At 69.2% G+C, this 26,101-nt stretch carries 21 protein-coding genes; 16 read left to right on the top strand and 5 right to left on the bottom strand.

Features of this window, described 5'->3' with window-relative positions:
* The first annotated feature begins 140 nt into the window (after positions 1-140).
* The 3 genes from C8N38_RS09185 to C8N38_RS09175 all read left to right on the top strand — a co-directional run bounded on the left by C8N38_RS09185 (position 141) and on the right by C8N38_RS09175 (position 6,596).
* Positions 141-2,471: a hybrid sensor histidine kinase/response regulator gene (locus tag C8N38_RS09185; RefSeq protein WP_108026360.1), complete on the top strand. Its 2,331-nt coding sequence runs from the start codon at positions 141-143 to the stop codon at positions 2,469-2,471.
* A gap of 498 nt (positions 2,472-2,969) precedes the next feature.
* On the top strand, positions 2,970-6,284 hold the full coding sequence (locus C8N38_RS09180) for an SdrD B-like domain-containing protein (RefSeq protein WP_108026357.1): 3,315 nt from the start codon (positions 2,970-2,972) through the stop codon (positions 6,282-6,284).
* A 129-nt stretch (positions 6,285-6,413) separates the two neighbouring features.
* The gene (locus C8N38_RS09175; protein WP_108026355.1) at positions 6,414-6,596 is read left to right on the top strand and encodes a hypothetical protein; all 183 of its coding nucleotides are present in this window, start codon (positions 6,414-6,416) and stop codon (positions 6,594-6,596) included.
* Between the two features lie 93 nt (positions 6,597-6,689).
* Here C8N38_RS09175 and C8N38_RS09170 read toward each other — a convergent pair whose 3' ends face one another.
* The 4 genes from C8N38_RS09170 to C8N38_RS09155 all read right to left on the bottom strand — a co-directional run bounded on the left by C8N38_RS09170 (position 6,690) and on the right by C8N38_RS09155 (position 10,989).
* Positions 6,690-8,132 (bottom strand): FAD/NAD(P)-dependent oxidoreductase, encoded by a 1,443-nt coding sequence (locus C8N38_RS09170; protein WP_108026352.1) that lies wholly within the window; start codon positions 8,130-8,132, stop codon positions 6,690-6,692.
* Complete coding sequence (locus C8N38_RS09165; protein ID WP_108026350.1) at positions 8,125-8,424, bottom strand: 2Fe-2S iron-sulfur cluster-binding protein; 300 nt, start codon at positions 8,422-8,424, stop codon at positions 8,125-8,127. Before C8N38_RS09165 ends, C8N38_RS09170 begins: the two co-directional genes overlap by 8 nt.
* Positions 8,393-9,499, bottom strand: a complete 1,107-nt coding sequence (locus C8N38_RS09160; protein WP_108026348.1) for an NAD(P)/FAD-dependent oxidoreductase — start codon at positions 9,497-9,499, stop codon at positions 8,393-8,395. Before C8N38_RS09160 ends, C8N38_RS09165 begins: the two co-directional genes overlap by 32 nt.
* 203 nt (positions 9,500-9,702) lie before the next feature.
* Positions 9,703-10,989 carry a KamA family radical SAM protein gene (locus tag C8N38_RS09155; RefSeq protein ID WP_108026345.1) on the bottom strand — a complete coding sequence of 429 codons (1,287 nt, stop codon included), beginning with the start codon at positions 10,987-10,989 and terminating at the stop codon, positions 9,703-9,705.
* Between the two features lie 262 nt (positions 10,990-11,251).
* On the opposite strand from C8N38_RS09155, the gene C8N38_RS09150 reads away from it, so the two are divergent.
* The 6 genes from C8N38_RS09150 (at position 11,252) to C8N38_RS09125 (ending at position 18,579) form a co-directional block, all read left to right on the top strand.
* Positions 11,252-12,001, top strand: a complete 750-nt coding sequence (locus C8N38_RS09150; protein WP_108026341.1) for an IclR family transcriptional regulator — start codon at positions 11,252-11,254, stop codon at positions 11,999-12,001.
* 259 nt (positions 12,002-12,260) lie between these two features.
* Positions 12,261-13,832 carry an ABC transporter substrate-binding protein gene (locus C8N38_RS09145; protein WP_108026339.1) on the top strand — a complete coding sequence of 524 codons (1,572 nt, stop codon included), beginning with the start codon at positions 12,261-12,263 and terminating at the stop codon, positions 13,830-13,832.
* 84 nt (positions 13,833-13,916) lie between these two features.
* Positions 13,917-14,924, top strand: a complete 1,008-nt coding sequence (locus tag C8N38_RS09140) for an ABC transporter permease (protein ID WP_108026336.1) — start codon at positions 13,917-13,919, stop codon at positions 14,922-14,924.
* Positions 14,921-15,799: an ABC transporter permease gene (locus C8N38_RS09135; RefSeq protein ID WP_108026333.1), complete on the top strand. Its 879-nt coding sequence runs from the start codon at positions 14,921-14,923 to the stop codon at positions 15,797-15,799. Before C8N38_RS09140 ends, C8N38_RS09135 begins: the two co-directional genes overlap by 4 nt.
* A complete protein-coding gene (locus C8N38_RS09130) occupies positions 15,799-17,637 on the top strand; it encodes a dipeptide ABC transporter ATP-binding protein (RefSeq protein ID WP_215731123.1) in 1,839 nt (612 codons plus the stop codon). The genes C8N38_RS09135 and C8N38_RS09130 overlap by 1 nt, the downstream gene beginning before the upstream one ends.
* Positions 17,638-17,994: 357 nt before the next feature.
* Positions 17,995-18,579 (top strand): HNH endonuclease, encoded by a 585-nt coding sequence (locus C8N38_RS09125; RefSeq protein WP_108026330.1) that lies wholly within the window; start codon positions 17,995-17,997, stop codon positions 18,577-18,579.
* Here the strand turns inward: C8N38_RS09125 and C8N38_RS22280 are convergent.
* Positions 18,552-18,866 carry a hypothetical protein gene (locus C8N38_RS22280; RefSeq protein ID WP_425440033.1) on the bottom strand — a complete coding sequence of 105 codons (315 nt, stop codon included), beginning with the start codon at positions 18,864-18,866 and terminating at the stop codon, positions 18,552-18,554. The two genes, C8N38_RS09125 and C8N38_RS22280, sit on opposite strands and share 28 nt — an antisense overlap.
* Before the next feature lie 461 nt (positions 18,867-19,327).
* Here C8N38_RS22280 and C8N38_RS09120 point away from each other — a divergent pair, with 461 nt between their 5' ends.
* The 7 genes from C8N38_RS09120 to C8N38_RS09090 all read left to right on the top strand — a co-directional run bounded on the left by C8N38_RS09120 (position 19,328) and on the right by C8N38_RS09090 (position 26,099).
* Positions 19,328-19,897: an HNH endonuclease family protein gene (locus C8N38_RS09120; protein ID WP_108026327.1), complete on the top strand. Its 570-nt coding sequence runs from the start codon at positions 19,328-19,330 to the stop codon at positions 19,895-19,897.
* 726 nt (positions 19,898-20,623) lie between these two features.
* Positions 20,624-21,532 carry a metal ABC transporter substrate-binding protein gene (locus C8N38_RS09115; protein WP_108026324.1) on the top strand — a complete coding sequence of 303 codons (909 nt, stop codon included), beginning with the start codon at positions 20,624-20,626 and terminating at the stop codon, positions 21,530-21,532.
* 29 nt (positions 21,533-21,561) lie between these two features.
* Complete coding sequence (locus C8N38_RS09110; protein WP_108026322.1) at positions 21,562-22,509, top strand: manganese/iron ABC transporter ATP-binding protein; 948 nt, start codon at positions 21,562-21,564, stop codon at positions 22,507-22,509.
* Entirely contained in the window at positions 22,506-23,381 is an 876-nt protein-coding gene (locus tag C8N38_RS09105) for a metal ABC transporter permease (protein WP_108026319.1), read from the top strand. The genes C8N38_RS09110 and C8N38_RS09105 overlap by 4 nt, the downstream gene beginning before the upstream one ends.
* Complete coding sequence (locus C8N38_RS09100) at positions 23,378-24,223, top strand: metal ABC transporter permease (protein WP_170120309.1); 846 nt, start codon at positions 23,378-23,380, stop codon at positions 24,221-24,223. The genes C8N38_RS09105 and C8N38_RS09100 overlap by 4 nt, the downstream gene beginning before the upstream one ends.
* 36 nt (positions 24,224-24,259) lie before the next feature.
* On the top strand, positions 24,260-24,679 hold the full coding sequence (locus tag C8N38_RS09095) for a Fur family transcriptional regulator (protein ID WP_108026317.1): 420 nt from the start codon (positions 24,260-24,262) through the stop codon (positions 24,677-24,679).
* Between the two features lie 175 nt (positions 24,680-24,854).
* Entirely contained in the window at positions 24,855-26,099 is a 1,245-nt protein-coding gene (locus tag C8N38_RS09090) for an efflux RND transporter periplasmic adaptor subunit (RefSeq protein WP_108026315.1), read from the top strand.
* Positions 26,100-26,101: the final 2 nt, after the last annotated feature.

The following is a 26,101-nucleotide window of genomic DNA, read 5'->3' as shown; positions in this document are numbered from 1 at the left end:
CCCGACCTGCCTGCCCGACGGGGCATTCAGTCTGCTTTGGCGCGAGTTTCCTTAAAATTGACGCAAAGTTGCGCTGATCTGGCTAGCGCTGGCGCGCGCCGCGCGGGCCGGCGCGACCGTCTTTCGCCGAGGTTTCCGTCATGTCCGCCGCCCCCCTGCCCGTCCGCACCGCCTTGGGTTTTGCCGCCAGACTGATGGCGCGGCTGCGCGCGCGCGCTCTGCGTTCAGGCTCCGGCCGGATCGAGATCGCGGCGGCGGCGGTGTCGATGGCGGTGCTGATGGGGCTGATGGGCACGATGACACTGGAGATCCGCGACCGCGAGGACCGGCTGCACGACCTGACCTCGGGCGCGGCGCAAACGGCCCTGGCCCGGTTGGAGACCGAACACAGCGCCCTGCAGAACGTGCTTTTTCTGGCGCGGCAGGACATGGTTCCGCCCGAACGGATCAGGCATCACATCGCCGCCTACCTCCGGCAGGCCGACCTTGTGACCCGGACTGCCCCCTATTCCGACCTCTTGCGCGATTTCGGATTGGGCGAGCAGATCCGGCACATCGACCGGGCAACCCGCCACATGGCCCGGATGGCCGCAGCCGACGATGCCGGGTTGCGCTCCCGCCTGCCCGGCCTCATCGACGAACTCGATGCCATACGAACGGATGTCCACGACCTGTCCTCGCAGGGCGCCGATCTCCTGATGCAGATCCACCTTCGGGCGCATGACCTGATCGACCGGCTCGAGAGCTCGCTGGCACTGATCGCCCTGGCGCTGATCTCGCTCTTGCTGGCCGGCATCGGCGCGCTGCTGCGCCTCGCACGGCAGATGCGCACCCGCAGCGCGTTGCTGCAGGCAAGCTCCTCCCGGCTCAATGCCGTGGTCATGACCGCGCTCGATGCGGTGATCGTGACCGATGAGGACGGGCGCGTGCTGGAATTCAACGCCGCCGCCGAACAGACCTTCGGCTATGCCCGCGACGAGGTCATCGGTCGCAGCGCCACCGATCTGTTGATCCCGCCCGACATGCACGACGCCCACAAGGCCACCCGGGCATACTACCGGGAGGCGCACCGGCGCGGCGAAGTCCAGAGCGGCCGGTTCGAGATGACCTTGCAACGCAAGACCGGCGAGCGGTTCGACGCCGAGCTCTCGGTGACCCATGGCGCCAGCGAGGACGGCCCGATTTCCGTCAGCTTCCTGCGCGACATTTCGGACCGCAAGGCCGCCGAGGCCGAACTGACCGCGGCGCGCGACCGGGCGCTCGCGGGCGAGAAGGCCAAGTCCCGGCTGGTTGCGGTGATGAGCCACGAGATGCGCACGCCGCTGAACGGGCTCCTTGGAACCATGGACCTGATGCAGCGCACACCGCTCGATGCCGAGCAGCGCCAGTATCTGGAGGTCATGGCCTGCTCGGGCGAGATCCTGCTGCACCATGTCGAGGACGCACTGGAAGCCTCGAGCCGGGATGCCGGGCGGTCCGAGGTCCGCAACGGGGCCTTCGACCTGCCCGCCAAGCTGAGGCACGTGGTCGCCATCCACCAGTCGCTGGCCAGGCTGCGCGACACCCGGCTGGTGCTGGACATCGCCCCCGGCCTCGAAGAGGTCCGCGGCGATGCGCTGCGGCTGCGCCAGATCCTGATCAACCTGATCTCGAACGCGGTCAAGTTCACCCGCGACGGCACGGTCACGATCTCGGCCGCGCGGGCCGCCGACGGCCGGGTCGAGATCCGCGTCGCCGATACCGGGATCGGCATCGCGCCCGAGGATCTGCCGCACATCTTCGACGAGTTCTTCACCGTCGACGCCACCTACGGGCGCGAGGCCGGCGGCACCGGGCTGGGGCTTGCCATCGTCGCCCGCCATGTGGGGCTGCTGGGCGGCGAAATCGCGGTCGACAGCCGCCCGGGCCGGGGCAGCGTCTTCACGCTGCGGCTGGATCTTCCCGAGACGCGGGCCGAGATCGCCCTGCCTCCCGCCCCGGCGGCCGCTTCGGGCCCGGCGCGGCCGCTCGACGTGCTGGTGGTCGAGGACAACCGCGTGAACCGCTTCGTCGCCCGCCGCCTGCTGGAAGGGCTCGGCCATCGCGTGACCGAGGCCGGAGACGGGATCGACGGCGTGGCGGCGGCCACGGCCCGGCACTACGACGTCATCCTGATGGATATCAGCATGCCCCGCCTCGACGGGGTCGAGGCTGCCCGGCGCATCCGCGCCGCGGGCGGCCCCCAGACCCGGATCGTCGCGATGACCGCGCATACCCTGCCCGCCGACCTGGCGCGGTTCCGCGCGGCCGGAATGGAGGAGGTCGCGCTCAAGCCGGTCTCGCGCAAGCGCCTGGCCGAGCTTCTGGGCGACACGTTCCCCGAGACCGCCGAAACGATCGCGCCCGACGGCTCTCGCCCGGCCGGACCCTGCCCGAACGCGCTGGACAAAACCGGTTCCGAGGCCCCGCCGCTGCTCCGCGCCGCCGGCTGAGCACCGAATCTCCGCGTTCCGCCGCGGCGGTGACGTCGCGCCCCCGGGCTGCGCACCGGCCGTGCCCAGCCGACAGCGCGACCGCGATATTCCTCTTTTCTTTCATACCCCTTCACGCGGTTTTGCGAGAATTGGAAAAATTCGTCGAAAAGACGACAAAAACCGGTATCATGTCCCCGAGCGTGTGGTCGTAGGGGGGTTTATGCGCTGCGTGCCGTTGGGGGACGGCTTGATTCAAGGATGCCGCGCGAAAACGCGACCCGGATTTCAGGGTTTCTTTCGCGCAATTCGACCAAGATCCGGAACCGCAGGGGTCGGACGTTTTCGTTCGGGCGGTCTTTTTTTGTCCTGAGTCCGTTTCCCTCGATCCGCAGCGGCTTTTCACAGCCGAAACCACAGCCAGTGTGAAGCGCGTTCGACGCAGACGGATGAAAAAGCCGCGCGCCGGGCCGCAGGTTGACGAGCCCGTTTTTTCAGGGCCAGCGAGGGACGGAAGCAATGACCTATTATTATGGACACTACCAGAAGCGTTACGAATGGACCGCCTATACCGAGGCCGATCTGCTGGCCTCGAACGACACCAACCTGTCCTGCGGCGACAGCTTCAAGATGCCCGCCTGCGCCACGGTGACGATGGCGACCTATGACGACGACAGCATCCTCTCGGGCGACGAGTATTGCGACGACAACGCCAGCGACTGGAGCGGCCAGGACGCCTATGTGAATGGCGGCCGCGTCGGCGCCCAGCTTTATGCCGAACAGTATCACGTGCTGCGCGGCTCGGACGGGCGGATCTATTACCTGATCGAGATCGAAGTCGAAGGCTATGACGCGCCCGGCAAGGGCGACGACTTCTTCACCTTCTATGGCGCGGTGCCGCCCGCCGGGGTGACGCTGACCGTGGTCCAGACCTGCAATGTCAGCGGCTGCATGATCGACTATGCCTGCCTCGGCGCGGGCTGCGTCGCACCGCCCAACACGCCGCCGACCTTCTCGAACGCGCCCGGCAACTGCATCACCATCGACGAGAACACCACCTTCGTCATCGACCTCGACGCGACCGACGCCGATGGCGATGCGCTGAGCTACGCGGTCGTCGGCGGCGCCGATGCGGCGCTCTTCAAGATCGACGCCGCGACCGGCCAGCTCGGCTTCATCGCCCCGCCCGATTACGAGGCCCCGGCCGATGCGGGCGGCGACAACACCTATGAGGTCCAGGTGCGGGTCTCGGACGGCAAGGGCGGCGAAGAGGTCAAGCTGCTGAAGGTCTGCGTCCAGGACGTCGCCGAGGGCGGTTCGGGCAGCTGCACGGTGATCGAGGCCGAGGACATGAGCCTGTGCGGCTACAAGGTCGAGGGCCGCTCGGATGCCTCGGACGGGGCGGGCATCATGCTGTGCGCGGGCTCGGGCTATGCCACGACGACCTTCCACGGCGGCACCGGAAGCTACGACCTTACGCTGACCTACATGGATGAAAGCGACGGCCGCGGCGCCATCGACGTCTATGTGAACGGCTCGACGGTCAAGACGATCTGGCTCAATGAAAACGGCGACGGCGACGGCGGCGTCGGCAGTTCCTCCTGGTCCAGCGTGACCATCGAGGATCTGTCACTGAAGGCCGGCGACAAGATCACCCTCAAGGGCTATGGCGATTGCGGTGAATTCGCCCGGATCGACAAGATCGAGATCTGCCAGCCCGCCTGCGAGCCCTGCGTGGTGATCGAGGCAGAGGACATGTGCGCCTACAACTTCGTCGCCGTCCGCGGCGCCGAGGCCTCGGGCGGCGAGCTGGTGCGGCTGGCCTGCGGCAACTGGGGGGCGCTTTCGACCAGCTTCAAGGGCTGCGACGGCACCTACGATCTGCGCGTCTTCGCGCAGGACGAGAATGACGGGCAGTCGACCCTCGTGATCAGGATCAACGGGCAGGAGGTGGGCACCATCCTTCTGGATGGCGATACCGACGGCGCAGGCGACGACAACGGCACCTTCACCGCCTTCAAGATCGAGAACCTCACCGTCCATGCCGGCGACAAGATCGAGATCTACGCCTGCGGCGACGATGGCGAATTCGTGCGGATCGACAAGATCCAGCTCTGCCAGGACGAAGAGCCGGTGCTCGGCGCGCTGGGCGATACGGTCTGGTACGACACCGACCGCGACGGCATCCAGGACGCGGGCGAGCTGGGCGCGGCGGGCGTGACCGTGACCCTTCTGAACGGCGACGGCAGCGCCACGGGCCGCAGCACCGTCACCGATGCCGATGGCAAGTACCTCTTCGACGGGCTCGAGGAGGGGCAGTACCGGGTGCAGTTCGACGGCGTGGCGGGCTATGACTTCACCACCGCCGACGCGGGCGACGATGCGCTCGACAGCGATGCCGACCCCGCGACCGGGCTCAGCCACATCATCGATCTTGGCGCGGGCGAAACCGACCTGACCATCGACGCGGGCCTCGTGACCAAGCTTGGCGCGCTGGGCGACACGGTCTGGTACGACACCGACCGCGACGGCCTCCAGGACGCGGGCGAGCTGGGCGCGGCGGGCGTTCTGGTGGCGCTTCTGAACGGCGATGGCAGCGCGACCGGGCGCACCACCGTGACCGATGCCGATGGCAAGTACCTCTTCGACGGGCTCGAGGCCGGTCAGTATCGGGTGCAGTTCGACGAGGTCGCTGGCTTCGACTTCACCACCGCCGACGCGGGCGACGACGCGCTCGACAGCGATGCCGACCCCGCGACCGGGCTCAGCCACATCATCGATCTTGGCGCGGGCGAGATCGACCTGACCATCGACGCGGGCCTGATCGAGGAGAACCGGACCCCCGAGCCCGAAGACGATGCCGGCCGCGGCTGCGCCGATACCGTGATCGTCGTCGACGTTCTGGGCAATGACAGCGATCCCGACGGCGACACGCTGACCATCACCGAAATCGACGGACAGGCGATTTCCGAAGGTCAGACCGTCTCGACCGCCGCGGGCGACGTGACGCTCGAAGGCGGAGTGCTGAAGGTGCTGGGCAACGCGAACGCCGCCATCGCCGCGCTCGACATCGGCGAACAGGCGACGGCGGGCTTCAGCTACACCGTCTCGGACGGCAATGGCGGCACCGCCTCGGCCAATGTCGAAATGACCTATTGCGGCGATGCCAACTCGCTGCAGTCGCTGATCGACAGCCTGCCCGAGACGGCCACCTATCAGGTGATCGCGGGCAACGAGGTCTCGCCGATCCAGGATTACGGCTATGACCTGCTGATCACCGGCACCGGCGACGACCGGCTCGACGGGATCGTGTTCGAGAAGGCCTATTGCCTCAGCTTCCAGACGGCGGTCGCAACCGATGGCAGCTTCGCCACCGCCCCCGAGCTGACCGGGAATATCGAAAGCGGCGAGGACGGCTCGGTCTTCGGCGCGACCCAGGTCGGACTGGCCAACGGGTTGGCCGCGGCCGACAATCTCGATCTGATCAACTGGATGATCGCCCAGGACTTCGAAGCCAATTCGGCCGGATCGGTCGATGGCAAGTTCTCGGGCTGGGAAGTCCAGCTGGCGATCTGGGAACTGACCGACACGCTGGACCCCGGGGTCTGGGGCACCGACAGCGTTTCGGATTTCGTGCTCGGGCTCGATCCCGCCTATGGTCAGAGCGCGGATGTGGATTTCCTCGTTCAGCAGGCGCTGGCCAATGGCGAGGGTTTCGTTGCCGGAGACGGCGACATCGCCTCGTTTATCGTCGATCCGGACCCGGTCACTCCGGAAAACGCGCAACCGTTCATCGTCGCCTTCGACTTCGACCAGAACGACTGCCTGTGCTGAACCGGGATACGACTGGCGAGGGCCGGGCAGCCGGCCTTCGACACCGGCGGGACATTCCGCCCAACCCGCAGGCCCCGGCCAACCGCCGACGGCCCTGTCATTTCTGAACCCAAGAGAGGGAGACGTTCCATGAAGACCATTCTGACTGCCCTTGCCGCCAGCATCGTCGCGACCGCAAGCCACGCCTCGAATTTCACCCCGCCGACGACGACGTCGGTGCCGGAAATCAGCGCCCTCGAAGGCACCGCCGCCATCGCCGCGCTGGTCGCCATCGTGTTCCTGGCCTGGGAGCGTCGCCGCCGCGCCGCCTGAGCGCCCGGACCGCCCTGGCCGGTTCTCCGGCCGCACGCGTGAGACCGGAAAGGCCCGCCTTGAGGCGGGCCTTTCTGCGCCGGGGGCACGGGGTCAGGCGGCGTCGCCCTGCCCCGGAGCGGTCTTGTCGGTCCCGGCCGCCTCGCCGGTTTCGGCCAGCGCCGCCAGCGCGCCCAGCGTCAGCGGTTTGATCGGCGGGCGGATGTGAAAATAGCCCGTCTCGTCCGGGCTCTGCCCCGTCGCCTCGGCCAGAATCTGGGTCACCGCAAGCCCGCAGACCCGCCCCTGACACGGCCCCATTCCGGCCCTAAGGAAACCCTTCAGCCGGTTCGGGCCGGGGCAACCCTGCGCGGCCGCCCGGCGGATCTCGCCCGCCGTCACCTCTTCGCAGCGGCAGACCATCGTCGTGTCGTCGGGCCGAAGCGCCTCGGCGAAGGGCGGATAGGCCGCATCCAGAAACGGCCGCACCGCCAGTTCGCGCCGCAGTTGCCGTCGCAGCGGTTTGGCGCGGCCGTCGCACTCCTCGTTGCCGATCCGGTCCAGGCCCTCTGCGATCCGAAGCGCGGCCAGCCGCCCCTGCAGCTCGGCCGCGCGGGCCCCGCCGATCCCGGCGCCGTCCCCCGCCACGAAAACGCCCTCGACCCCGCCCTCTGCCGACGCCGCCTCGCCCCAGGCATCGCAGACCGGCACGAAGCACTGCTGACGCGGCTCCCAGCGATGGTCGAGCCCCAGCGAGCGGGCCGCCTGCGGGTTCGGCACGACGCCGTGATGCAGGAAAACGGTGTCGCAGGGCAGCCGGTGCTGGGCACCGCCGCGGCGAAAGCGGACCGCCTCGGCCCGGTCCTCGCCCTCGATGGCGATCTCATGCGCGCCGACGATGCGCGGCACGCCTGCGCGCTGCAACACCCGCAGCAGCCGCCAGCCCTCGGTCATGTAGCCCCAGCCGCCGAAAAGCCCGCCCATATGCCGCAGCGCGCGGGCCAGATCGCCGCGGGTCTGGGTCTCGATCAGCGCGGCTGGGTTGATCCCGGCCCGCACCATCTGCACCGCGAAGAGGTACAAGAGCGGCCCGGTCCCCACCAGAACCGAGCGGCGCGGCACCAGCCCCGCCTGCTTCAGCAGGATCTGCCCGGCCCCGGCGGTCATCACACCGGGCAGCGTCCAGCCCGGCACCGGCATCGGCCGTTCCAGCGCACCGGTGGCCAGAAGCACCCGCCGCGCCCGCAACAGCCGCGCCTCCCCGGCCTGGGAATAGCAGATCGTGAAGCCCGGCTCGATCGCCCAGACCCCGGCGCCCCCCAGATGCGAGATGCGCGGATCGTCCAGCGCAGCTGTCAGGCGCCGCCCTTCGACGAAATCGGGTCCCAGAACGGCGCCGCGCATCGGGCCGACCCGGTCGACATCGCGATAGGCCTGCCCGCCCGGGCGCGGCTGGTCGTCGAACAGCGCGACCCGAAGCCCGAGCCCGGCCGCCTCGGCCGCCGCCGCCATGCCCGCCGGCCCCGAGCCGATGACGGCAAGGTCGGTCTCATGCATCGCCGGGCGCCCCCGGCCGGGTCAGGCGCATGCCCTCGGCCACTTCCAGCAGGCAGGCCTGCCGGGTTTCGCCCTCGACTTCGATCATGCAGTCGAAGCACGCCCCCATCATGCAATAGGGCGCGCGCGGCGCCCCCGAACAGGCGGTGCCGCGGAAGGTGTTCACGCCCGCCCCCAGCAGGGCCGCGGCCAGGTTCGCGCCGCGCGGCAGGTGCAGCGGCGCCCCGTCCAGCCAGACCCGCACCCGCGGGCCGGGTGCCTCAAGCGACAGGAAGGTTGAAACGGTCTTCACGGAATACCTCCAGATTGGGGGCCGCATCGGTCCCCTCGAGCCAGTCGGGCAGAAACCGCGCATGGGCCGCCGCCAGCGTGATGCCGGAATGACAGGTCACAAGATAAGCCCCGGGCATCGCGGCGCTTTCCTGATAGATCGGCAGCCCGTCCGGGCTCATCACCCGAAGCGCGCCCCAGCTGCGCAAGAGCTGGACCCGTGCCAGCGGGGGAAAGGCCGCCACCGCATCGGCGGCCAGCCGGGCCAGACCGGACCGGGTCACGCCGTCGTCAAAGCCCACCTCTTCGTTGGTGGCCCCGATCTGGATGCCGCCCTCGGGCACCTGCCGGGCGAACACCGAAGGCCGGTTCAGAAGCCGGGGCAGCTTTTCGGTGATCAGCACCTGGCCGCGCTGCGGCCGCACGGGGGCGCGAAACCCGAAGGCAGGCCCCAGCCGCGCCGCGCCAAGTCCGGCGGCCAGCACCACCTTGCCCGCCTCGAGGACGGTGCCGTCGGCGCAGGTCAGCCGGAAGGCCCCGTTGCGGGTGACCCCGGTCACCTGCCGGCCGGTCAGCACCCTGCCGCCCGCGCGCCGAACCGCCTCGCTCAGCGCGGCCAGCAGTCCCAGCGGATCGGCATGGCCGTCCTGGCGGTGCAGGATCGCCCCGGCCACGCGCGGCCCGATCGCGGGTTCTTCCCGTCGCAGCGCGGCAGTGTCGAGGATCTCGAACGGATAGTCGCCGCCAAGCGCGGCCCTCAGCGTCTCGTAGCGCGCGGCCGTGGTCTCGAGCCCCGCTTCGGTAAACTGGATGTCGTAGCCGCCTTTTTGCTCGACCCAGACCGACCGGCCGGCCGCAAGGGCCAGATCGGCCGCGAATCCGCCCCAGGCCGCGGCCGAGCGTTGCGTCCAGCGGGCATAGCGCGGCTCGGTCAGGCCCTTGCCCTGCACCCAGATCAGGCCGAAATTGCCGCGGCTGGCACTGAGCGCCGCGTCGCCGCCGTCGATCACCGTGACACGACGCCCCCGGAGCAGCAGTCCCCAGGCGACCGAAAGGCCGACGACTCCGCCGCCTATGATGGCGTATTCGCTGTCCATCCTAGCCCTTTCGTGCCCGTCCCCAGCGGGGCACGGCGTGGCCTCCCTCGGTCCCGGATAGCCGGATTCTGACCCGCCGTCGAGCGACCCGGGCCGGTGACGGCATTTCCCAGCCGGCCCTGCGCGACTCTGCCTGACCCTGCGCCCGGCATGCGCGAATTCTGGGCCTCTTCGGGATCGCGCCCCGGCGCCGGCCGGCCGGCTCAGGAGTGCGGCTTTCCGGTCCCGATCCGGCCGCCGGGATCGGGATAGCGGTAGATCCGGCCCTCGAAATTGCGCAACAGCAGGTCGTCGCCGTCGCGCCCCTCGACATGGTCGGGCACCAGCGCCACCTTGCCGCCGCCACCGGGCGCGTCGATGATGAACTGCGGCACCGCATAACCGGTCAGATGGCCGCGCAACCCGTCGATGAGGTCCAGCCCGGTCTCGACCGGGGTGCGGAACTGGCCCGAGCCGGTGATCGGGTCGCATTGCAGCAGGTAATAGGGCCGGACCCGCCGCCGCAGAAGCTCGCGGTAAAGCGTCCGCAGCGTCTCGACGTTGTCGTTGATGCCCTTCAGCAGCACGGTCTGCGCGCCGAGCGGAAGGCCCGCATCGGCCAGCCGGGTCAGCGCCTCGGTCGCCTCGGGGGTCAGTTCGGCGGGATGGGTGCAATGCACCGACATCCACAGCGGATGGTGCTTGCGCAGCATCCGCGTCAGCGCCCGGGTGATCCGCATCGGCAGCACCAGAGGCACCTTGGTGCCGATCCGGATGAACTCGACATGCGGGATCGCGCGCAGCCGCCCCAGAAGATAGTCCAGCTTGTCATCCGACAGCGTCAGCGGATCGCCGCCCGACACCAGCACGTCGCGGATCTGCGGCGTGGCCTCGATATAGGCGAAGGCGCGCTCCCAGTGGCGGGCCGAGATCTGCTGTTCGCCCCCGGTCTGGCCGACCATCCGCGAGCGCGTGCAATAGCGGCAATAGGTCGAACAGGTGCCGGTGGCCAGAAACAGGGCGCGGTCGGGATAGCGGTGCACGAGCCCCGGCACGGCGCTGGCCGGGTCCTCGCCCAGCGGGTCGTCGGATTCGCCCGGCAGGCGCAGATATTCCTGCCCGACCGGAATATGGGTGCGCCGCAGCGGCTCGGCCGGATCGTCGGCTCCCATCAGGCTGGCATAATAGGGTGTGATCCCGACCGGCAGCCCGCCCTTGTGCCGAGCGACCGCGGCCCGTTCGTCCCCGGAGAGGCGAAACACCCGTTCGAGCCCGTCAAGCGACCGGATCCGGGCGCGCAGCTGCCAGCGCCAGTCGCTCCACTCGGCCGCGGTCGCCTCGGGAAAGACCCGGCGCCGGAAGGCCCGCGCCTCGGGGCTCGACGGGAAGCCCGGCCGCCGCGCGGACGCGGCAGACGGAGCGGCGGGCGAAGCGGCGGGCGGGACCGCATCGCGGGAACCGACCCCGCCGTCGCGGGCGGTCGATGCATCGGAAAGGAGGTCTTCGGTCATCGCAGGCAGGGTCCGATGGGAAGCGGGCCGTCGCGCGTCGGTCGTCCGCGCGCTCGTATACCCCGAGGTCGGCTGGATGACGCCAAACGCACCCGAGTTCAATGGTCGCGCGGGCGGAATTCCGCCCGTCCCGCCGCAAGTATCCGGGAAAACGCCGCGACGTTGTCATATTTGCGACCCATTTCACGATTGACGCGCCGCGTCAGGCCGATAATTGTTTCGAATAATGGAACGGTTGTTCCGCTTTTCTGGAACTGGTGGAATGACGATACTGGAGAATGCGGCACTGGTGCTGCGCTGTTTCGGCAATAACTGCACCGACCTGACGGTGTCAGAGGTGTCCGAACGGCTGGGGTTGCCGAAGGCCTCGGCCTCGCGCCTGCTGAAGTCGATGCGCGAGACCGGGATGCTCGAAGAGATCGGCGGCAGCCGCCGCCACCGGCCGGGCCGCATGATGCTGAACCTCTCGGCCGCGTTCCGCTATTCCTCGGGCGTGATCGGGAGGGCCCGGGCCGCCGTCCATGAGCTGAGCCAGGCCTTCGGCCATACCGGCTATGTGTCGATCCGCGACGGCCGCCAGGTTCTGGCCATCGCCGATTTCGAGGGCACGAACGCGCTGCGCGTCGGCGCCAGCGTCGGCAACAAGCTTCCGGCCGAGCGTTGTGCCACCGGGCGCAGCCTGCTGGCGCGGCTGGCCCCGGCCGAGGTTGCCCTGCTTTATCCCGACGGCCCCGTCGCCGAACGGCTTGCGTCCCAGCTCGAAAGGATCCGCCGCACCGGCTATTCCTTCTCGTCTCAGGAAACCACGCCCGGGGTCGACGGGCTGGCCGTCGCGGTGGGCGATCCGGTGACGTCGGAGGCGGTCAGCCTCTGCCTGGTCTATCCGCATAATCTGGTCTCGGAAGCCGAACGCAACACCATGATCGACGCGATGCTCGACAGCGCCGGAGGCATCGCCGAAGCGGTGGGCGATCCGCTGTTCCGCGCGGCCGAACGCAGGGTTCCCGCGTAAGCTGGCGGCCAGACATCCGGGCTTTGACCAGTTTTTTTCAAGGCCTCATCCTGCGGCGCGGCACGATCCCGCCGAAGTGCGGACGCGCCCCGCCGACCCGATGCGGCGTTGCGCCCGAGATCGCCGCGACATCGTGCCACGGCAGATCTGCCGTGTCGTTTGAGATGAAGGTGACGCAGCGGTCGCCTATCCAGACCGCGAAAGATCGACGTCGCAAAACGAGACCCGGAACGGGCGCGTTCAACTCGGAGACCACATCATGACCGACCCGTTTCGCGCGCTCAACCGGCGCGACCTGTTCCTGCTGGCCGGAGCGGGGGTTGCCGGGGCTGCCCTGCCAGGCCGCCTTCGCGCCCAGGCGCCCCGGGTTCTGGTGATCGCCTCGGGGCAGGATTTTCCCAATCTCGACCCGCACACCGCAACCGGCTATGCCCCCGCCTTCTTCATGCGCAATGTCTACGATCCGCTGCTGCGCGTCTCGGGCAATCCGCCCCGTCCGGTGCCGGGACTCGCCCGCAGCTGGGACAGCTCGGCCGACGGGATGACGCATGAGTTCCACCTGGACCCGGCGGCGCGGTTTCACTCCGGCGCCCCGGTGACCGCCGAGGACGTGGTCTATTCCTTCGCGAGGGCACTGCGTCTGGCCAAGGGCAATTCCTGGATGCTGCGGGGCATCCTCACCCCCGGGGGGCTCGAGGCGGTCGACCCGGCGACGGTGCGAATGACCCTGGCCGCGCCCTTCGCCGCCTTCCTGCAGGTGCTGCCCTGGTTCCCGGTGGTCGAGAAGGCCGCGGTCGAGGCGCATCTGGGCGAGGATGACGGCCAGAGCTGGCTGATGACGCAGACCGCGGGCTCGGGTCCCTTCGCGCTGAAGCAGGCCCAGCCCGGCGCGCTTTACCGCTTTGTCCGGGCCCCGACCGCCTGGCAGGGCGGCGGCGGCAATCTCGACGGCGTGATCTGGCGCATCGCCCGGGAGGGTGCAACCGAGCGGCTGTTGCTGCAACGGGGCGAGATCAATGTCGCGCTGGACCTGACCTCGGAGGACATGGACGCGCTGGAAGGCGCGCCGGGCGTGGTGCGGGTGATCCAACCAGAATACCGCACCTTCACGATCAAGATGAACACCCGCCGCGGCCCGCTGGCCGATATCAACATGCGCCGCGCGATTTCCCATGCGCTCGATTACGACGCGCTGCGCGATACCGCCGGGTATGCCGATCTGATGGTCGGCCCGTTGCCCCTGGGCATCCTGGGGCACGACCCGGACCTGGCGGTGCCCCGCCACGACCCCGACGCCGCCCGTGCCCATCTGGCGCGGACCGCGACGCCCGAGGGCGGGATCTCGCTGAAGATCGTCTATTCCGCCAATCTCGAACAGCAACGGCGCTATGCGCTGGTGCTGCTGGACAGCCTCAGGGCGCTGAACATAACGCTTGAAATCCAGCCGATGCGCTGGCCCGAAATGATCGCCGCCTGCGCCAGCCCCGATACACTGCCGGACTTCTTCCCGGTCTATCAGACTGCGAATTACGGCGACCCGGACAATTTCGCCTATGCCGCCTATCATTCGGCCTCGAACGGCAACTGGCAGAACCCGGTCTTTGCCGACCCCGAAGTCGACCGGCTGATCGAGGCGGGCCGCACCGAAACCGACATCGAGGCCCGCAAGGCGATCTATGGCGACTTCCAGCGCAAGGTGGTCGCCGATGCGCCCGATCTCTTCGGGGTGCAGGAGCGGCGCAAGCTCGGCTTCCGCGACGCGGTGCAGGGCCATGTCTTCACACCGGTCGCCGCGAATGCCATCGAGTGCTGGCCGCTGTCGCTGGTCTGAGCCCGGACGCGCCCGCCCCCCCCGCCCCGGGCGCATCTGGCGACCGGGGTCCGCCGACGGCCTCTTTGCCCCGAGACCCGCTGAATGCTTCGCTTTCTTTTTCGCCGCCTTCTGATGCTGGGTCCGGTGCTGGTCGGGCTGACGGCGATCATGTTCGTCATTGCCCGGCTGCTGCCCGGCGACCCGGTGGGGCTGGCCGCGGGCCCCAACGCGACGCTGGCCGAACGCGCGGCGCTGGCGCAGGAATTCGGGCTCGACCGGCCGGTCTGGGACCAGTACCTGAGCTATGTCGCGGGGCTGGCCCGGGGCGATCTGGGGCGCTCGCTGATGACCCGGCGCCCGGTCGCCGAAGACATCGCCATCTATCTGCCCGCGACGCTGGAACTGGTGCTGGCGGCGATGGCGCTGGCCATCGCGCTGGGGCTGCCGCTGGGGCTTCTGACCGCGCTCTGGCAGAACCGCTGGCCCGACCGGCTTGGCCAGGTGCTGGCCATCGGCGCGATCTCGATGCCGCGGTTCTTTCTGGGGCTGCTGCTGCAACTGGTCTTCGCGATCTGGCTGATGTGGCTGCCGCTGGGCGGGCAATTGCCCGTCGTGACCCTGCCGCCGCCCCGGGTGACGGGGCTCGTCACCCTCGACGCGGCGCTGGCAGGCGACTGGGCCACGCTGGGTGCTGCCTGCCGCCATCTCGCGCTGCCCGCGCTGGCGCTGTCGTTGTCGCCGCTGGCGGCGATCCTGCGGATGATGCGCGCCTCGGCGATCGAGGTCATGGCGCAGGATTATGTGACCGCCGCCCGCGCGCTGGGCCTGCCGCGCCGCAAGATCCTGATCAAGACCATCGGCCGCAACGCGGTCTCGGCCACGCTGACGGTGATCGGGCTCTATTTCGGCTGGCTGCTGGGCGGCACCGTGCTGGTCGAGACGGTCTTCGACTGGCCCGGGCTCGGGCTTTACGCCACCCGCGCCATCCTCAGCCAGGACATGATGCCGGTGATCGGGGTGGCGCTGGTCACCGGGCTGATCTTCGTCGCGGTCAATCTGGCGGTCGACCTGGCCTACGGGCTGATCGACCCCCGGGTGCGCTACGAATGACGGCCGGGACCCGCCCGCCGAGGCCCGCCGCCCGCCGCCCGCGCGCCCTGCGCCGCTTCGGGCGGAACCGGCTGTCGCTGCTGGGCGCGGGGCTCGTGGCGCTGGTGCTGGCCCTCGCCCTTTTCGGCCCGCTTCTCGCGCCCTATCCCGCCCATGTCGCGGGCGGCATCGACACCGCCGCCCGGTTTCAGCCGCCCTCGGCCGCCCATCCCTTCGGCACCAACGAGCTGGGCCAGGACGTGCTGTCGCTGACGCTTGCGGGCGCCCGGGCCTCGGTGCTGGCAGGCTTTTCCGTGGTGCTGATCGGCGGCACCACCGGCATTCTGATCGGCGGCATCGCCGGATTTCTCGGCGGCTGGATCGACGAGATCCTGATGCGGCTGACCGACCTCATGCTGATCGTTCCGAACCTGATCCTTGCCATGACCGTAGCGGCCGTGCTGGGGCCGGGGTTCCAGAACATGGTGCTGGCGCTGGCGCTGGGCTGGTGGCCGGGCTACGCGCGGCTCCTGCGTGGCGAGGTGCTGGCCGCGCGCGAGCGCCCCCATGTCACCGCCGCCCGCGCGATGGGCGCCTCGCAAGCGCGGGTGCTGGTCCGCCACATCCTGCCCGATTGCGTCTCGCCGGTGATCGTCAAGATGTCGCTCGACATGGGCTTTGCGATCCTGATGGTGGCCGGGCTTGGCTTCATCGGCATCGGGGTGCGGCCGCCGGTGCCGGAATGGGGCACGATGCTGGCCACGGCGCGGGCCTACATGCCCGACATGTGGTGGGTGGCGATGGCCCCGGGCCTTGCGATCTTCGTCGCGGTCTTCGGCTTCAACCTCTTGGGCGACGGGCTGCGCGACAGCCTCGATCCGCGCGGAGGCCGCTGATGCCTCCGCTGCTGGAAATCCGCGACCTGCATCTGACGATGGCGACCCGCGACGGCCCGGTGCAGGTGCTGAACGGCGTCGCCCTCCGGATCGCGCGGGGCGAGATCTGGGGTCTGGTGGGCGAATCCGGCTGCGGCAAGACGCTGACCGGGCTGTCCGTCGCGCGCCTGGTGCCCTGCCCGCCCGCGCAGTATCCGGCGGGCGAGGTGCGGCTGGACGGCGAGGACCTGATGGCGCTGTCCGAACCCCGGATGCGCGCGCTGCGCGGCCGCCGGATCGGGATGATCCTGCAGGACCCCGCCACCAGCCTGAACCCGACGATGCGGATCGGCGATCAGCTGGCGGACGTGGCGCTGGCCGCGGCCCGCCACGATCCCGCGCTGCTGGGCCCCGGCCCCGCCCGGACGGCCGCCCGGGCGCTGGCGGCCACGATGCTCGACCGGGTCGGGATCGCCTCGGCGCGCCAGAGGCTGAGCGCCTGGCCGCACGAATTCTCGGGCGGGATGCGGCAGCGGGTGCTGATCGCCATGGCGCTGATCGGCGCGCCCGACCTGCTGATCGCCGACGAGCCCACATCGGCGCTCGACCTGCCCGTTCAGGCGCAGATCCTCGCGCTGATGCAGGGCATGGCGGCCGATCGCGGCCTCGGCATGATCCTGATCACCCACAGCATGGGCGTGGTGGCCCGGGCCTGCAGCCATGTCGCGGTGATGTATGCGGGCAGCATCGTCGAGACCGGCCCGGTCGTCGAGGTGCTGGACCGCCCGGCCCATCCCTATACCCGCGCGCTGATGGCCGCAGTTCCGGGGCGGCACACCCCGCGCGGCACGCTGAGCGCCCTGCCCGGCACCGTGCCCGACCTCCTGGCCCCGCCCCCGGCTGTCGCTTCGCGCCCCGCTGCCCCGGGACGGCCCCCGCCTGCCGCGCCGCCCGGCCCCCGCTGCGCCCCCTTGGCGCGGGCCATGCCGTCGCCTGCGCCCATGCGGACGGGCCCACCCATGGCTGATCCGCCGCTTCTGGAGCTGCGCGGCGTCTCGCGCCTCTACCGGCCGCGCCGCAGCCTGCTGGCCCGCAGCCCCGAGGTGGTGGCGCTCGATGGCGTCAACCTGCGGATCGCCCGGGGCGAAAGCCTCGGGATCGTCGGCGAAAGCGGTGCGGGCAAGTCCACCCTGACCCGCGTCATCCTGCGGCTCGAGCGCCCCGATGCGGGCCAGATCCTCTATCGCGGCGCCGATGTGGCCCGGTTCGGGCCGGGCGCGCTGCGCGCCTTCCGCGCCCGGGTTCAGATCGTGTTCCAGGACCCGCAGGCCGCGCTGAACCCGCGCATGACCGCCGAAGAGATCGTGACCGAGCCGATGCTGGTGCATCGCGACACCGTCGGGCTCGACCGGCGCGGACGGCGCGCGCGGGTGGCCGAGCTGATCGAGACGGTCGGGCTGAGGCCCGATCACCTGCGCCGGTTTCCCCACGAGCTGTCCGGCGGCCAGCGCCAGCGGATCGGGATCGCCCGCGCGCTGGCGGCGGGGCCCGAGCTGTTGCTGCTGGACGAGCCCACCTCGGCGCTCGACGTCTCGGCGCAGGCTCAGGTGCTGAACCTGCTGATCGAGCTGCAGGACCGGCTGGGCGTCGGCTATCTGTTCATCAGCCACGATCTGGCCGTGGTGCGTTACCTCTGCGACCGGATCGCGCTGATCCGTCAGGGACGTCTGGTCGAGGAAGGACCGGCCGCGCAGATCTTCGACGCTCCCCGCACCGCCTTTGCCCGGAGGCTGATCGACGCGACCCCCGACCTCGGAGTCCCCTTGCGGTCCGCCGGCAGGACGGCCGGGACCGACTGAGACCTCCGGCCCCCCGGGTCGCCCCCAGCCCCGGACCGCGGCCGGGCCTCTTCCCGCTGACATGGGCGATTCCCGGGGGCGACGCCCCGCCTCGCGCCCCGCGCGCGGCAGGGCTTTTGGGCCCCAAGGCATGAGAAACCGGTCGCTTTGCACAATTCGCAGGCACATCCCGGTGACACCGCGCGGTCCGGCGTCACAACGCCGTTACGCAAAGCCTTTAGTCACCGCCCCAAGGGCCACCGCATCTGCGGGGCTTGTCAGGTGGCAAACGCCATATATAGTCAAACGCAAGGAAAGGGGCGGGCACGTCCCGTCTCGGGGCCGGGCAGGCAGACGGGGCAGAGGCTGAGTCTCACCATGGATGGCGATTTCAGAACTTCGTTCGTGCGGGAGCCAGGCTCCCTCAAGCATCATCCGGCGCTGGTCCTGAACGCCGATTACCGCCCGTTGTCCTACTATCCGCTGTCGCTCTGGCCCTGGCAGGAGGCGGTCAAGGCGGCCTTCCTCGACCGGGTCGACATCGTGGCCGAATACGACAAGGTCGTCCGAAGTCCGACCCGGACGATCCGAATACCCTCTGTCGTCGTGCTGAAAGATTTCGTCAAACCGCAGAAGCGCGTGGCCTTCACGCGCTTCAATCTTTTTCTGAGGGACGAATTCAGCTGCCAGTATTGCGGCTGCAAGGGCGATCTGACCTTCGACCATGTGGTGCCCCGCGCCCGGGGCGGCATCACCAGCTGGGAAAACGTCGTCGCCGCCTGTTCGCGCTGCAACCTCCGGAAGGGCTCGAAAAGCCTGCGCCAGGCGGGCATGGCGCTTCGCCGCGCCCCGCGCCGTCCCCAGGCGACCGAGCTGCGCGATGTCGGCCGCAAGTTTCCCCCGAACTACCTGCATGACAGCTGGCTCGACTTCCTCTACTGGGACGCCGAACTGGAAGCCTGACCCGTCGTCGGCACGGCGCGTGCTGTAAAGGGAAGGATAGCTTCCACCAAAGGGCGGGGTCTGCGTTCCTGATGGAAGCATCGATTTGACCACCCTCGGTTTCGTTGGTCGTTTTGCTTGCATCGGACCTCCAGCGCTGCAAGCTCACTGGATTGCGCGGCGGCAGACCTGTTCACGTCTTTTACGATCTTGATGATCTCTGCTGCCTGATCAGGCCCGAAAAGCCCCGCGATCCCGATCTCGTGGATGTCGGTAAAGGGGTTTTCGCAGAAGGCGCCGGGATCGATGAGGCCGTTCTTGCAGAGGCTGTCGATGATCAGGTCCAGGACGGTGCTCTAGCTTGCGGTCAGTTGGTTGTCGGAAACGAAACGACCAAAGCACGTCTTGGCGGCCGCCCTGTCGAAGCCCGTGAGTGATCTCAGGAACATTCGTAGAGGCCATGGCAAGAACGGGCGCTCTCGGCGTGGTGCCACCGTCGGGCGCCGGGACGCGCCGAGCGCGCGCCCGGTTCGAACGGGTCGGCGCGCTCCGGAGCGCGGTCGCACAGAGGATCGACGACCGGCCCCGATTCGAGGCCTCACCGGCATCGGCCGCAGCCATGAGAGGCGTATGACCGGCGCGGGCAAAAGGAGCCGCGCAGGAGTTGAACATCGCCAGCCGCGAGGCCATGACGGAGCTCGTATGAGTTCCCCCGGCCGATGCGGCATTCATCCGGATTTCGGGGCGCTGAGTAAAAGGTTCGCCCCGGATGCACCGACTTCTGCCCCTGCTGTTGCTGAGCCTCGCGCTCCTGACCTGCACGCCGGTCGCGCCGGCCCCCGAGCCCACGGTCGCACCCTATACCCGCGCGGCCTTCGGCCCGGGCTGGGCCGATCCGGATGGCGATTGCCTCGACACCCGGGCCGAGCTGCTGGCGGAACTTTCCACCGTACCGGTGACCCTCGCGCCCTCCAGCTGCTCGGTGCGCCACGGCCGCTGGATCGCGCCCTACACAGGCAAGGTGGTGACCGAGGCCGGGGATCTCGACATCGATCACATCGTGCCGCTGCGCTATGCGTGGGGCCATGGCGCCGCCAGCTGGTCGGCCGAGAAGCGCGCCCGCTTCGCCCTCGATCCCGTCAATCTGTTGCCCGTGACCGCCTCGGCGAACCGTTCGAAGGGCGCGCGGGGGCCGCTGGAATGGCTGCCGCCCGATCCCGGCTTCCAATGCCAGTATGTCCTGCGGTTCCGGCGGATCGCCAGGGCCTACGGGCTGGCGCATACCGCCGCGGAAGAGCGGGATCTGGTGGCGCTGACCGGGCAGGTCTGCGGGGCGTAAAAACGACCGGACATGGTTGCGTCCCAGAGCCTGCCGAGGGGTCCCGCGCGGCGTGGAGCGGCGGTGGCTCTTCGAGCTTTCAGAGGTTCCGGAGGTTTCGGACGAGGGCAGCGAACAGCGACCCGTCCGTCGCATCATCCGGCCCACGCCAGCGACGTCGGATCAACCCGAGGCTCCGTTTCAGGTCGGTGACGCGCATCTCCTGCCTTTTCGCTTGTCGCGGGACAGCTTGCAGGCCCGGGTCCTTCGGCATTCGCGGGCGATGTCGCGGGCCTTTTCGTGAGGCTCGCGGCTGACGTATCGCGTCTCGGACTTCGGGCAACCCACCTCCCCGGATGGACAGGCCCGGCAGCCGCCCCTCAAGGCGCGGCGTGTCCCCCGCCCCCCAATCCTTGCCCCGGTCCGGGTCGGAGCAATTGCGGCTGAACTGCCTGAACGCATGCTCCTCTCCGGGCCAGTCCTGCCGGCCGCGGCAATGATCGCGCGGATCGTCCGATCCGGATCGGCGGCGGGCAAGGTGCCTGTCACCGGGCCGATCGTCGGACAGCACCCCTGACCGTGGCGCCAGACACATGCAAGCCATGGGCGAGATGGAGGGGGAAAGGCGCCCATGCGCCTCAAAACGGCTTTCTGCACCACCGCCCCTGAACGGCATCGAGATTTTTGTTGCAAATGACTTGCAACTGCATAGATCAGAGATCAGCGACCCGACACGCGGAGCCGACGATGAGACCGATCACCGCTTGCCTGCTGACCGCCTGTGCGGCCGCAGCCCTGAGTTCCAGCGCGGCCCTGGCGGCGGAAAAGCTGAAGGTCGTCACCAGCTTCACGGTACTGGCCGACATGGCGCAGAACGTGGCGGGCGAGGCGGCCGAGGTCGTCTCGATCACCAAGCCAGGGGCCGAGATCCACGGCTATGAACCCACGCCGCGCGACATCGTGCGCGCCTCGGATGCCGATCTGATCCTGTGGAACGGGCTGAACCTGGAACTCTGGTTCGAACAGTTCCTGGCCAATCTGGGCGATGTGCCCTCGGCCACGCTGAGCGCGGGGATCGACACGATCCCGATTGCCGCGGGCGCCTATGAGGGCAACCCCAATCCGCATGCCTGGATGGGGCTTGAAACCGCGCTGGTCTATGTCGACAACATCGCCCGGGCGCTGGCAGCCCGCGATCCGGACAATGCCGCGACCTATGCCGCGAATGCGGCGGCCTACAAGGACCGCCTGCGCGCCACCATCGAGCCCCTGAAAGCCGAGATCGCCCGCATCCCCGAGGACAAGCGCTGGCTGGTGACCTGCGAGGGCGCGTTCAGCTACCTGGCGCGCGATTTCGGCCTCCGGGAACTGTATCTCTGGCCGATGAACGCCGACCAGATGGGCACGCCGCAGCAGGTGCGCGCGGTGATCGACGGGATCCGGGCGCACGACATTCCGGTGGTCTTCTGCGAAAGCACGGTGAACGCCGATCCCGCGACGCAGGTGGCGCGCGAGACCGGGGCGGCCTTTGGCGGGGTGCTCTATGTCGACAGTCTCAGCGATCCGACGGGGCCGGTGCCAACCTATCTGGACCTCTTGCGCGTGACCTCGGAAACCGTGGCGACCGGCCTGATCGAGGCGACGGCCACGAACTGACGCCCAGCGCGGCCTTGGAAAGGACGACAATGCTGCACCGCCCGACCGCCGACGACGCGACGACCACCGATGCCGATCCGGGAAAAGGTCCGGGGGCAGGTCCGGGCACCGATCCGGGCGCGGGTCCCGAAAGCGGCATTCTCGCGCGCGGCGTCACCGTGACCTACCGCAACGGCCATACCGCGCTGCATGACGTGAGCTTCGCCATCCCGCGCGGCACGATCACCGCGCTGGTGGGCGTGAACGGCGCCGGGAAATCGACGCTTTTCAAGGCGATCATGGGCTTCGTGCCGGTCGCGACGGGCGAGATCCGGCTGCTGGGGCTGGAGGTGCGCGAGGCGCTGAGGCGCAATCTGGTGGCCTATGTCCCGCAGGCCGAGGAGGTCGACTGGTCCTTCCCGGTGCTGGTCGAGGATGTGGTGATGATGGGCCGCTACGGCCATATGGGCTTTCTGCGGCGTCCGCGCGCGGCGGACCGGGCCGCGGTCGACCGCGCGCTGGGCCGCGTCGGCATGGAGGCGTTTCGCCACCGCCAGATCGGCGAGCTGTCGGGCGGCCAGAAAAAGCGGGTCTTTCTGGCCCGCGCCCTGGCGCAGGACGGCCGGGTGATCCTGCTGGACGAGCCCTTCACCGGCGTCGATGTCAAGACCGAGGAGCAGATCGTGGCGCTGCTGCGCGCGCTGCGGGACGAGGGCCGGGTGATGCTGGTCTCGACCCACAATCTGGGCTCGGTGCCCGAATTCTGCGACCGGACGGTGCTGGTGCGGGGCACGGTGCTGGCGGCGGGGCCGACCGCGACGACCTTCACACGTGCCAACCTCGAACGCGCCTTCGGCGGCGTGCTGCGCCAGTTCACCCTGGGCGGCTCCAAGCTGCACGATGACGACGACCCGCGCCAGATCTCGATCCTGACCGACGACGAACGCCCGCTGGTGCAATATGGCGACCGCACCCAAGACCGCGAGGGCGCGCAATGAGCCTGCTCGAGCCCTTCGCCTATGGCTACATGACCAACGCGATGTGGGTCTCGGCGCTGGTGGGGGCGGTCTGCGCCTTCCTGTCGGCCTATCTGATGCTGAAGGGCTGGTCGCTGATCGGCGACGCGCTGTCCCATTCTGTCGTCCCGGGGGTCGCGGGCGCCTACATGCTGGGCCTGCCCTTCGCGCTGGGGGCGTTCCTTGCAGGCGGGCTTGCGGCAGGCGCGATGCTGGTCCTGTCGGACCGCTCGGGGCTGAAGACCGATGTGGTGATCGGGCTGATCTTCACGTCCTTCTTCGGGCTGGGGCTCTTCATGATCTCGCTCAGCCCGGTCTCGGTCTCGGTGCAGTCGATCATCATGGGCAATGTCCTTGCGATCACGCCCGGCGACACGCTGCAACTGGCGATCATCGGTTTCGTCTCTCTGGGCATCCTGCTGGCCAGGTGGAAGGACCTGATGGTGACCTTCTTCGACGAGGCCCATGCCCGGTCCATCGGACTGAGGCCGCAACTGCTGAAAGCCGTGTTCTTCACCCTGCTGTCGGCCTCGGTGGTGGCGGCGATGCAGACGGTCGGCGCGTTTCTGGTGATCGCGATGGTGGTGACGCCCGGCGCCACCGCCTATCTTCTCTGCGACCGGTTTCCGCGGCTGATTGCCGTGGCCGTCGCCATCGGCGCCGGAACCGGGTTTCTGGGCGCCTATGCCAGCTATTTCCTCGACGGCGCGACCGGCGGGGTGATCGTGCTGATGCAGACGCTGATCTTCCTGACCGCCTTCGTCTTCGCCCCGAAACACGGGGTGCTGGCCGCGCGGCGCAAGGCGGCCGAGGCGCTGAGACGCGGGCCGAACGGATGGGAGGCCGCATCGTGATCGACAGCCTGCTGATGCCGTTTCAGTTTCCGTTCATGCAGAACGCCTTCCTGATCTGCGTGCTGGTGGCGGTGCCGACCGCGCTTTTGTCCTCTTTTCTCGTGCTGAAGGGTTGGGCGCTGATGGGGGACGCGGTCAGCCACGCGACGCTGCCCGGGATCGTTCTGGCCCATATCGCGGGCGCGCCGCTGATCCTCGGCGCCTTCGCGGCGGGCATGACCAGCGCGCTTCTGACCGGGTATCTGGCCGAAAACAGCCGGATCAAGCGCGACACGGTGATGGGCGTCGTCTTTTCGGGGATGTTCGCGCTGGGGGTCATCCTCTTTACCGCCTTCCCCTCCAACGCCCATCTCGACCATATCCTTTTCGGCAACATGCTGGGCGTCGGGCCGCAGGACCTGTGGACCGCGGGGCTGATCTCGCTGGGCGTGACGCTGGCGCTGGCCGCGAAATGGAGGGACCTGATGCTGCACGCCTTCGACCCGGCCCAGGCCAGGGCCTCGGGCCTGCCGGTGGGAGTGCTGCATTACGGGCTTCTGACGGCGCTGTCGCTGACCATCGTGGCGACACTGTCGGCGACCGGGCTGATCCTGGCCGTTGGCCTGCTGATCGCCCCCGGTGCCATCGCCTTTCTGCTGGTGCGGAGTTTCGGGCGCATGCTGGTCGTCTCGGTCGCCGTCTGCCTTGCGGCCATGCTGGGCGGGACCTATGCCAGCTTTTATCTCGACAGCGCCCCGGCGGCGACGATCATCCTGGTGCTGACGGCGTTTTTCGCGGCGGCCTTCGGACGGCGTCTGCACCTGACCCGGGCCGCCTCGCGACGCGCGGGCATCGCGGGCTGAGCGCCGGGGCGCGCACCGACCGAAAGGAAGACCGCCATGCAGGACCAAACCGACAGGCTGACCCGGGCGCTGCGCGCGGCGGGGGTGCGCATCACCCGTCAGCGTGCCGTCCTGCTCGACGTGCTGGCCGAGACCGAGGATCATCCCGATGCGGTCGAGCTGCACCGCCGGGCCGAGCCCCGGGTGCCGGGCCTGTCGCTGTCCACGGTCTACCGCACGCTGAGCGCGCTCGAGGAACAGGGCGTGATCCAGCGCCACCAGTTCGAGGGCGCGCCCGCCCGTTTCGAACGCGCCGAGTCCGCCCATCACGACCACATGATCGACGTCGAGACCGGCGAGGTGGTCGAATTCCGCTCGGACCGCATCGAAGAGCTGCAGGCCCGCATCGCCACCGAACTGGGTTATGAAATCGTCCATCACCGGATGGAGCTTTACGTTCGCAAGAGGCGCGGCTGAGGCCGGACCGGCGCCGTCCTCCAGCGCCCCCTCCCGGCCGGATTGGCGCCGTCACCAACGGAATTTCTCGCCAGCGCCGTAACACAACCGTTATGGTCGGTATCGTTGCCCCTTCGGCGTGTGTTGCATAGCACCGGGCAGGTTCCGCTCCCCTTGAGCCTCTTACGGATATTGCATGTCACTCATCTCCTTGACCCGGTCGCTGCCGTTCCGGTCCCCGCTCGATTGTCTTGCGGTGCTGGCCGCGCTTGTCTGGCTGACCCCCGCCGCCCTTGCCCAGGCCCCCGCGACCGGCGGCGCGCCTCCGATGCAGGTGGGCGTGATCGAGATGCAGCGCCAGGAGGTGCCGCGCACCGTCACCCTGCCCGGCCGGGCCGTGGCCTTCGAGGATGTCGAGATCCGGCCCCGGGTCGACGGCGTCGTCGAAGAGGTGGTCTACAAACCCGGCCGCCCGCTGAAAGTGGGCGATCCGCTTTACCGGATCGACGATGCGGCCTATCGCGCCGCGGTCGCCGGTGACGAGGCCGATCTGGCCAAGGCCGAGGCCAATCTGCCGGTCGTGCAATCCGCCTATGAGCGGGCGCTCAAGCTGGAGGGCAACAACTATTCCGCCGCCCAGGTCGACGCCGCCCGTGCCGAACTGCAAGAGGCGAGGGCCACGCTCGACGCGGCCCAGGCCGCGCTCGACTATTCGCGGACCCAGCTGTCCTGGACCACGATCCGCAGCCCGATCGAGGGCGTGCCCGATGTGTCGGCGGTGTCGGTCGGCGACCTGGTCACGGCGGCGCAAGGCGACGCGCTGACCACCGTCACCCGGCTCGACCCGATCTATGTCGACATGATCGAGACCAGCGCCCGGGTGCTGTCCGTACGCGGCCAGATCGAGGCCGGCACGCTGAAGCTGAACGACCGTCTCAGGGCCCGGCTGGTGCTGGAAAACGGCCGGACCTACGAGGGCGAGGGCCAGCTGGTCACGCCGGGAACCAGCGTCGCGACATCGACGGGCACCATGAGCGTGCGGTTCCGCTTCGACAATCCGCGGCGGCTGATCCTGCCCGGCATGTTCGTCCGGGGCGAGGTCTCGGTCGGCACGGTCGAGGCCTTCCTGGTGCCGCAGCGCGCCGCCGAGCGCGACGGCTCGGGCACGCTGACCGCCTTCGTGGCGGGGGCCGACGGCACCGCGCACAAGACCGCGCTGACCGAGATCGGCAGCCACGAGAACAGCTGGATCGTCGAGGACGGGATCGAGCCCGGCGACCGGCTGATCGTCGACGGGCTGAAATCTCTGACCGACGGCCAGAAGGTGCAAGCGGTGCCCGCCACGCTTGATGAAAACGGGCTGGTGCAGGACGCCGCCCCTACGACGCCCGGCGCGCCCGCAGCGCCCGCCGCCCCCGCGACGCCCGGCGCGGAGGACTAGAC

The organism is Rhodovulum kholense, from assembly GCF_003053725.1.
GTDB classification, from domain to species: domain Bacteria; phylum Pseudomonadota; class Alphaproteobacteria; order Rhodobacterales; family Rhodobacteraceae; genus Rhodovulum; species Rhodovulum kholense.
This window is presented reverse-complemented; position numbering and strand designations above follow the sequence as displayed.